Origin of the sequence: Shewanella sp. (assembly GCF_048265805.1) — a bacterium.
In the GTDB taxonomy this organism is placed as follows: Bacteria; Pseudomonadota; Gammaproteobacteria; order Enterobacterales; family Shewanellaceae; genus Shewanella.
Genome location: NZ_JBLXAT010000005.1, coordinates 40,849 through 50,124 on the forward strand (window position 1 = coordinate 40,849; position 9,276 = coordinate 50,124).

6 protein-coding genes and 2 tRNA genes are annotated in these 9,276 nt (G+C 47.5%); 7 read left to right on the forward strand and 1 reads right to left on the reverse strand.

Going from position 1 to position 9,276, the window contains the following annotated elements; all coding sequences use genetic code 11:
• Nucleotides 1-72: 72 nt before the first annotated feature.
• Entirely contained in the window at nucleotides 73-1,023 is a 951-nt protein-coding gene (gene rpoS, locus ACN0TT_RS04765; protein WP_417761006.1) for an RNA polymerase sigma factor RpoS, read from the forward strand.
• Between the two features lie 63 nt (nucleotides 1,024-1,086).
• On the opposite strand, the gene mutS is transcribed toward rpoS, so the two are convergent.
• A complete protein-coding gene (gene mutS, locus ACN0TT_RS04770) occupies nucleotides 1,087-3,681 on the reverse strand; it encodes a DNA mismatch repair protein MutS (protein WP_417761007.1) in 2,595 nt (864 codons plus the stop codon).
• Nucleotides 3,682-3,969: 288 nt separating this feature from the next.
• Between mutS and recA the strand changes: the two genes are divergently transcribed.
• The 6 genes from recA to ACN0TT_RS04800 all read left to right on the forward strand — a co-directional run bounded on the left by recA (nucleotide 3,970) and on the right by ACN0TT_RS04800 (nucleotide 9,276).
• On the forward strand, nucleotides 3,970-5,037 hold the full coding sequence (recA, locus tag ACN0TT_RS04775) for a recombinase RecA (protein ID WP_417761008.1): 1,068 nt from the start codon (nucleotides 3,970-3,972) through the stop codon (nucleotides 5,035-5,037).
• Nucleotides 5,034-5,513 carry a regulatory protein RecX gene (locus tag ACN0TT_RS04780; RefSeq protein ID WP_417761160.1) on the forward strand — a complete coding sequence of 160 codons (480 nt, stop codon included), beginning with the start codon at nucleotides 5,034-5,036 and terminating at the stop codon, nucleotides 5,511-5,513. Before recA ends, ACN0TT_RS04780 begins: the two co-directional genes overlap by 4 nt.
• A 148-nt stretch (nucleotides 5,514-5,661) precedes the next feature.
• On the forward strand, nucleotides 5,662-8,283 hold the full coding sequence (gene alaS / locus ACN0TT_RS04785) for an alanine--tRNA ligase (protein ID WP_417761009.1): 2,622 nt from the start codon (nucleotides 5,662-5,664) through the stop codon (nucleotides 8,281-8,283).
• 399 nt (nucleotides 8,284-8,682) lie between these two features.
• A complete protein-coding gene (gene csrA / locus ACN0TT_RS04790; protein ID WP_238894701.1) occupies nucleotides 8,683-8,880 on the forward strand; it encodes a carbon storage regulator CsrA in 198 nt (65 codons plus the stop codon).
• 205 nt (nucleotides 8,881-9,085) lie between these two features.
• Nucleotides 9,086-9,177: transfer RNA gene (locus tag ACN0TT_RS04795), tRNA-Ser, on the forward strand.
• A gap of 22 nt (nucleotides 9,178-9,199) precedes the next feature.
• A tRNA-Arg gene (locus ACN0TT_RS04800) sits at nucleotides 9,200-9,276 on the forward strand.

Below are 9,276 nucleotides of genomic sequence, written 5' to 3' on the forward strand. Positions count from 1 at the left end.
TGTCTAGAAGCCAATTTGGCATTGGAGGATTTACAAATGTAGTTGTCTTTTTCTATTTCGGGAGAGCACATCATGAGCCGCAATAATACCAATGCTTCATACAAAGAATTCCAAGATTTTTCTGTAAACGACGTTGAAACAGTGCAAAACGATACACTGGCAGACATTGTTCAGGATGATCTTCAAAAAAACCTCGACGCCACCCAGCTCTATCTGAGCGAAATCGGTTTTTCCCCATTACTTACCGCAGAAGAAGAAGTCTTCTTTTCTCGCAAAGCACTTAAAGGCTGCGAGAAGTCGCGCAATCGTATGATTGAAAGTAATTTGCGATTGGTAGTAAAGATCTCTCGTCGGTATAACAATCGTGGCTTAGCACTCTTAGATTTGATTGAAGAAGGCAACCTCGGTCTGATCCGCGCGGTCGAAAAATTCGATCCAGAACGTGGCTTCCGTTTCTCCACTTATGCCACTTGGTGGATACGCCAAACGATTGAACGCGCAATTATGAATCAAACGCGTACCATACGTTTGCCTATCCATGTAGTGAAAGAGTTGAACGTATATCTGCGCACCGCGCGTGAATTAGCACAAAAGCTTGACCATGAACCAACCGCCGAAGAGATTGCCGAACGGTTGAACGTGCCAAGTGCTGATGTCAGCCGCATGTTGAAACTCAATGAAAAAATTACTTCAGTAGACACTCCTATTGGTGGCGACAACGATAAAGCGCTGCTGGATGTATTGACCGATGAGGATATGAATACACCTGACTCACAAGTTCAGGATGAAGATATCTCCAAATCCGTTGTGAAATGGCTCAATGAGTTGAACTCAAAACAACGCGAAGTATTAGCACGTCGTTTTGGCTTGCTCGGTTATGAACCTGCAACGCTCGAAGATGTAGGTGCTGAAATCGGCTTAACTCGTGAACGCGTTAGACAAATCCAAGTGGAAGCATTAAAACGCTTACGTGAAATGCTGTCTTCACAGGGGTTATCAGTAGAAGCTTTATTCCGTATGTAAGCGATTTTTAGAGCAATAAGAAAGCGCACTTGCAGGTGCGCTTTTTGCGTTTTTTGGGCGGGTTTAATATTTTTTGGCTAACGTCGTTAATTGGTATAGCAGTTCCAGTGCTGCTTTCGGCGTTAACTCATTGGGGTCAATCGCCTGTAGCATGGTTTCTAACTCGGAGGCTTCCAATGCCAGCGAAGTTTGCATTGGCGCAGGCGTCGTCTGAGTCACCACCGGTTGGCCATCATCGCGGCTTTCTAGCTGTTGCAGTTTGGCTTTTGCTGCACGGATAACCGTTTGCGGCACGCCTGCGAGTGCGGCAACTTGCAAGCCATAACTCTTGCTAGCCGCTCCTTCTTGAACCGCATGCATAAATACGATGGAGTCATCATGCTCGATGGCATCCAGATGCACGTTGATTACCTGCGGTAGCAGTTCGGCCAACTGTGTTAGCTCAAAATAGTGCGTAGCAAACAGCGTCAGTGCGCCAATCTTCTGCGCGAGATATTCAGCAGCGGACCATGCCAGCGACAAGCCATCATAGGTGGATGTGCCACGACCAATCTCGTCCATTAACACTAAGCTATTTTGCGTGGCGTTATGCAGAATATTGGCGGTTTCAGTCATTTCCACCATGAAGGTTGAACGGCCAGAGGCAAGATCATCTGATGCACCAATACGGGTAAAGATGCGGTCGATTGGACCAATGATAGCCGATGAAGCTGGCACATAGCTGCCGACATAAGCCATCAGAGTGATCAGCGCTACTTGCCGCATGTAGGTGGATTTACCGCCCATGTTTGGCCCGGTAACGATCAGCATCCGTCGTTCAGGACTTAATAAGACCGGATTGGCAATAAACGGATTTTGACTCACGGTTTCTACCACCGGATGACGGCCTTCACTGATATCAATACCTGCTGCGTCGGTCAGCTGCGGGCATTGATAGTTGAGCGTTTCGGCGCGCTCGGCAAAGTTACTTAACACATCAAGCTCGGCAGCAGCGAGGGCAAATCGCTGTAAGTCGTGCAACTTAGGCAACAGTAAATCAAACAGCTCTTCCCACAGCTGCTTTTCCAACGCGAGTGCTTTGCCTTGGCTAGAGAGTACTTTTTCTTCGTACTCTTTCAGCTCTGGAATGATATAACGTTCGGTATTTTTCAGCGTTTGGCGCCGTTGATAACTCAAGGGTACTAAGGCGGATTGGCCGCGAGACACTTCAATAAAGTAGCCATGTACTTTATTAAAGCCGACTTTTAGAGTGGCAATACCGGTTTGCTCTTTTTCGCGCGTTTCGAGACGTTGCAAATAGTCGGTCGCCCCTTGGCTGAGGCCGCGCCACTCATCGAGCTCCGAGTGGTAGCCTTCACGGATCACGCCACCATCGCGGATCAGCACTGGCGGATTATCCACAATGGCATTTTGCAGCAGCTCAAGTTCGCTAGGAAATTCGTTCAGCGCGGCATATAAATCGTTGAGGTGCTCGCTAGCGCTGTCGGCAATCGTGTCACGTACATTAGGTAAGGTTGCCAACGCATCGCGTAAGCGGGCTAAGTCACGAGGACGGGCATTACGAATAGCTAACCGCGCGATAATACGCTCCACATCGCCGATAGATTTTAACAGCTCGTGTAGCACTTCAAATTGGCCACTCGTCAGTAACTCGGTTACCGCTTCATGACGTAACGTCACTTGGTGCTGGTGGCGCAGAGGTTGATGAATCCAGCGTTGCAGCATACGGCTGCCCATTGCTGTAGCGGTTTTATCCAGCACTGAAGCAAGCGTGTTTTCTAACCCGCCACCTAAGTTAACGGTGAGTTCAAGGTTGCGGCGTGTGGCTGCATCTAGCACCACGGTATCACTCGGGCTAAATTGGGTGATGCTATTAATATGGGGCAGGGCGGTGCGCTGGGTGTCCTTCACATATTGGATCAGGCAGCCAGCAGCTTGCAGTGATAAGCGGGCGTTATCAACACCAAAACCACGCAAATCCTTAGTGCCAAACTGTTCTAATAGTTGTCGCAGGGCGGTGTCTAAATCAAATTCCCACTCTGGGCGGCGACGAGCACCTTTGACATCATTGACCAAGTACTTATGTGTGAAGTCTTCGCTATACAGCAGTTCAGCCGGACGAGTACGTTGTAACTCGGCTTCAAGCGCTTCGAGAGTAGCGAGTTCTGCAATAATAAAGCGGCCAGACGCCACATCTAAGGTAGCAAAACCAAAGCCTTTTTTACCTTCATAAACTGCCGCTAGCAGGTTATCTCGTCGCTCTTGCAGTAGCGCTTCATCGGTCAGCGTCCCTGGGGTAACAATCCGCACCACTTTGCGTTCTACCGGCCCTTTTGCTAAGGCAGGATCACCAATCTGCTCGCAGATGGCTACTGATTCGCCTTGCTGTACCAATTTAGCCAAATAGTTGTCGACCGCATGATACGGAATACCCGCCATAGGGATTGGATCACCGCCACTTTTACCGCGTGCAGTAAGTGAAATGCCTAATAACTCGGATGCTCGTTTTGCATCACTGTAAAACAGCTCGTAGAAGTCGCCCATACGGTAAAACAGCAGCATATCGCTGTGCTCTGCTTTCATCTGCAGGTATTGGCGCATCATCGGCGTATGTTTTTCCAAATCCTCTAAATCCGGCGTTTGGTTGTGAATACTCATAGTTTCCTTGTCTACTATCTGGCGCAACGTAAGTACTAAGGTAAGTGCGAATGAACCTTGGCAGCTTCCTTTAATTTGGGCGTCATATTACCAGTTCTAACTCATGCTTTAACGACGTGCGGCGAATTTTTTGCTGCTAAATTTCAACCACTTTAGTTAACCGTAGAAGAAATAATCTGATCCAGCACTTGATACTGTATGATTGTACAGTATACTAGCTGCAATTAAGTACATCGCAATCGGGAGTCAGTAGCACTCCATGCAGGTTTCGAGCACAGAGGGACAGATATGAAGATCGATGCAAATAAAGAGAAAGCGTTAAACGCCGTGTTGGGCCAAATTGAAAAGCAATTCGGTAAAGGCTCTATTATGAAGCTGGGTGAAGACCGTAGCATGGATGTTGCTACCATCTCAACTGGTTCGCTTTCGTTGGATGTTGCGTTGGGCGCTGGTGGTTTGCCAATGGGCCGTATCGTTGAAATCTATGGTCCTGAATCTTCAGGTAAAACGACACTGACATTGGAAGTTATTGCTGCAGCACAGCGTGAGGGTAAAGTCTGTGCCTTTATCGATGCTGAGCACGCGCTTGACCCTATCTACGCCCGTAAACTCGGGGTAGATATTGATAACCTGCTGTGTTCACAACCCGATACTGGTGAACAAGCGCTGGAAATCTGTGATGCGTTGACGCGTAGTGGTGCTGTTGATGTCATCATCGTCGACTCCGTTGCTGCGTTGACGCCAAAAGCTGAAATTGAAGGTGAAATCGGCGATTCTCACATGGGTCTAGCAGCTCGTATGATGAGCCAAGCTATGCGTAAGTTAGCGGGTAACCTTAAGCAATCTAATACTCTGTTGATCTTCATTAACCAAATTCGTATGAAAATTGGTGTGATGTTTGGTAATCCAGAAACCACTACTGGCGGTAACGCACTGAAATTCTACGCGTCTGTCCGTCTTGATATTCGTCGTACTGGCTCAATTAAAGAAGGCGATGAAGTGGTGGGTAATGAAACCCGCGTGAAGGTTGTGAAAAACAAAGTTGCAGCACCATTTAAACAGGCTGAATTCCAAATCCTTTACGGTAAAGGTATTAACCGTGTGGGTGAACTGGTTGATTTAGGTGTAGCACATAAGTTGGTAGAGAAAGCTGGTGCTTGGTACAGCTATAAAGGCGATAAAATTGGTCAAGGCCGCGCCAACGCTGGCAAGTTCTTGCAAGAAAATCCTGAAATTGCCAAAGAGATTGATACCGCACTGCGTGAAATGCTGCTCCACAAAGGTGGCATGCCAGCTAGTGATGACAAAGGCAATAACGAAGGCAATGTGGATCTCGAAACTGGAGAAGTTTTCTGAGCGAGCCAACCGCCAAATCTGCTGCAGTGAACATTTTGGCTCGCTGCGACAAAAGCTGCGCCGCACTGGCGCAGCAACTGCTACAAAAAGGCTTTGATGACGTAGCTGTTGATGAAGCTGTAAGTTGGGCATTGGCATTAGGTTATCTTGATGACCAACGCTTGGCTGAAGCCATTCTGCGCTCTCAAACAGCTAAGTTGCATGGCCCTGCAAAAGTAGAACAAGCGCTGCAGTTGAAGGGCATTAGTAAGCAACTTGCTGCACAAGTCCTCAATAACGCTGACGTGGATTGGTTCGCTATGGCTGAGCAGCGGTTACAGCGAAAGTTTTCTAACGTAGTACCTACCAAAGATTTTCAAGCTAAACAAAAGCAACAGGCTAAAATGTTGCGCCATCTTTTGGGGCAGGGCTTTAACTTTGAACAAGCCAACTACGCCCTTAGCAATCACCTTAGTGACTTCTTGTTAGCTGACTAGCGTTTTCCTCTCTATCCCGCACTATTTTTATTCCCATTGGTATTCTTACGCTGCACGCTTATAATGCGGGGCAATCCATAAGTTAGCGCTTAAGCCATATACTTGAGCCTTATTATTATTTAGTGCCAACGCAATTCAGGACGATTTCATGTACAAAACCACTGCCGCCGTTAGAAGCGCCTTCCTGGAATATTTCAGCAAGCATGGTCATCAGATTGTTGATAGTAGTTCTTTAGTCCCGGGGAATGACCCAACTCTGCTGTTTACCAATGCAGGGATGAACCAATTCAAAGATGTATTCCTCGGCAACGATAAACGTAGTTATAGCCGTGCAACTACCGCCCAACGCTGTGTGCGCGCTGGTGGTAAACATAACGACTTGGATAATGTTGGTTACACTGCTCGTCACCACACTTTCTTTGAAATGCTGGGTAACTTCAGCTTTGGCGATTACTTCAAAGAAGATGCTATTAAATTCGCTTGGGGCTTTTTGACCGAAGTGCTGCAACTGCCGAAAGAAAAGTTGTGCGTCACCATTTATCAAAACGATGACGAAGCGTTTGAGATCTGGAATAAGCAGATTGGCGTTCCAGCAGAAGACATTATCCGTATTGGTGACAATAAAGGCGCACCATATGCGTCGGATAACTTCTGGCAGATGGGTGAGACTGGCCCATGTGGCCCGTGTTCTGAAATTTTCTACGATCACGGCGAACATATCTGGGGCGGCCGTCCTGGTACGCCTGAGGAAGATGGCGACCGTTTTATCGAAATTTGGAACATCGTATTTATGCAATTCAACCGTCAAGCGGACGGTGAAATGCTGCCATTGCCTAAACCATCGGTTGATACTGGCATGGGTATTGAGCGTATCTCTGCCATTATGCAGGGCGTTCACTCTAACTACGAAATCGATGTATTTAAGACTTTGATTGCCAAGGCTGCTGAAATCATCGGGGTTGACGATTTAGAAGCTAAGTCGCTGCGTGTGATTGCTGACCATATTCGTTCATGCGCATTCCTTATCGCAGACGGTGTTATGCCATCTAACGAAGGCCGTGGCTATGTGTTGCGTCGTATTATTCGTCGCGCAGTACGTCATGGTTACAAACTTGGTGCTACTGATACCTACTTCTATAAAATGGTGCCAACACTGATCGAAGTGATGGGCGATGCCGCTAAAGAGTTGCAGCAACTACAGGCAGTCGTTGAAAAGGCGCTGAAAGCAGAAGAAGAACAGTTTGCTCGTACGCTGGAACGGGGGCTGGGCATTCTGGATAACGCTTTGGCGGAGCTTGATGGCAACGTGCTTGATGGTGAAACGGCTTTCAAACTTTATGACACCTACGGCTTCCCTGTGGACTTAACCGCTGACGTCTGTCGTGAACGTGATATCACTGTCGATGAAGCCGGTTTTGACGCTGCCATGGAAGAACAGCGCAAACGTGCTCAAGCCGCGGGGCAGTTTGGTGCAGACTATAACGCTGGTTTGAAAACCGATGCGGATTCTGAGTTCTGTGGTTATCAAGCCACTACTGGTCAAGGTAAAGTGGTTGCCATTTATGTTGATGGTGCTGAAGTTGAAGGTTTGCTGCCAGGACAAGAGGCGGTAGTGATACTTGATAAAACGCCGTTCTATGCAGAGTCTGGTGGTCAAGTGGGTGACAAAGGTGAATTGCAGCAAGCGGACAGTGTATTCGACGTAGTCGACACACAAAAATACGCTGCGGCTATTGGTCATAAAGGTGTACTGAAGTCTGGCAGCTTGAAAGCGGGCCAAACTGTTGAAGCGTTAGTGAACAAGAAATTACGTCACCGTACTGAATTGAACCACTCCGTGACTCACTTGCTCCATGCCGCTCTGCGTCAGGTGCTGGGTACACACGTGGCTCAGAAGGGCTCTTTGGTACAACCTGAACGTCTGCGTTTCGACTTTTCACATTTCGAGGCGGTTAAACCAGAAGAGTTGCAGCAGGTAGAAGAGATCGTTAATACCCAAATCCGTCGTAATCATCAGTTGCAAGTCGCTGAGATGGATATTGAGCAAGCCAAAGAGAAGGGCGCGATGGCGCTGTTTGGTGAAAAATACGATACCACAGTTCGCGTAGTCACCATGGGTGACTTCTCCATTGAACTTTGTGGTGGTACACACGTCACTCGCACTGGTGATATCGGCGTATTCAAAATTGTGTCCGAAGGCGGTATCGCTGCCGGCATCCGTCGTATTGAAGCGGTAACCGGTGCCGCTGCAATGGGTTATATTGCAGAGCAACAACAAGAACTGCATGACGCTGCATCACTGTTGAAGAGTGATAGTCACAGCGTGGTGACTAAGCTTAAAGCACAGTTAGAGCATGCTCGTCAGTTAGAAAAAGAAATCCGTCAGCTGAAAGACAAGTTGGCCGCAGCAGCAAGCGCTGACTTAGTGTCTGAAGCGAAGGACATTGCTGGCGTCAAAGTGTTAATTAAGCAGCTTGAAGGTGTTGATGCGGGCGCTTTACGTGGCTTGCAAGATGAAATCAAGCAAAAGCTCGGCTCTGGTATTGTGGTACTGGGGATTGCTGGCGAAGATAAAGTCAACCTGATTGCCGGTGTTACTAAAGACCTCGTTGGTAAAGTGAAGGCGGGTGAACTCGTGGCAATGGTTGCCGCACAAGTGGGCGGTAAGGGCGGTGGTCGGCCAGACATGGCTCAAGCCGGTGGCTCGCAACCTGAACAGCTGCCAGCAGCATTAGCTTCTGTCAGTGAGTGGTTGGCAGCTAAGCTGTAGTTAAACGGCTACAAGTGCTAATAAAAGTCGGCATCTGCCGACTTTTTGCTTTTTATAGGAGACGGTTGGTTGGCATGTTATCCGTACTACCGTTGGTGGTGAACATTCCGCTAAATTGTTATGTGAGCGATTAATACATTAGTGGTCACTGTATTTGTGACGGCGGTATTTGGGAAATGGAATTTTTTATGTTAGCGTGCAGGGGCAAGTTGTTGAAAATGGTTGAAACTGCTTGAAAAGGGGCTTTGCGGCGATTTCCACAACCTTTTACAATAAAAGTAGCGAAAAACTGGGGATTTAGTACTCACCACTATTAATTTGTACTAAGCTCACTTTATAATAACAGCGGTTACGGACAAATGCCGTATACAGAATACGGAAACATAGAGGAGCAGACTAATGCTGATTTTGACTCGTCGAGTTGGCGAAACCTTAATGATCGGTGATGAAGTCACTGTAACAGTGTTAGGAGTTAAGGGAAATCAGGTACGTATTGGGGTTAACGCGCCAAAAGAAGTATCTGTACACCGTGAAGAGATTTATCAACGCATTCAATCAGAAAAAAATGGGAACTCTTCGGACGAAGGTAACTATTAAGATCAAATAGATCGTTGTGAGTGATGTTGTATAAGCGCCAGATCGCAAGACTGGCGCTTTAATTTTGTCTGTAATTCAAGCGATTTGAGCGCTATTACAACCACTTGAAAGGTATATGATTAAAAACGCCTCAAACTGTTTTGCCTTTCCTAAAAAGCGTTTGACTTATTTTCTTCAAACAGTAATATGTGCGCCAAGAAACGACGGAGAGGTGGCCGAGTGGCCGAAGGCGCTCCCCTGCTAAGGGAGTATGGGCTTTATCTCCCATCGAGGGTTCGAATCCCTCCTTCTCCGCCATTTTCTTAGTGTTGTATTGTGAGCGCATGTAGCTCAGCTGGATAGAGTACCTGGCTACGAACCAGGCGGTCGGAGGTTCGACTCCTTCCATGCGCACCA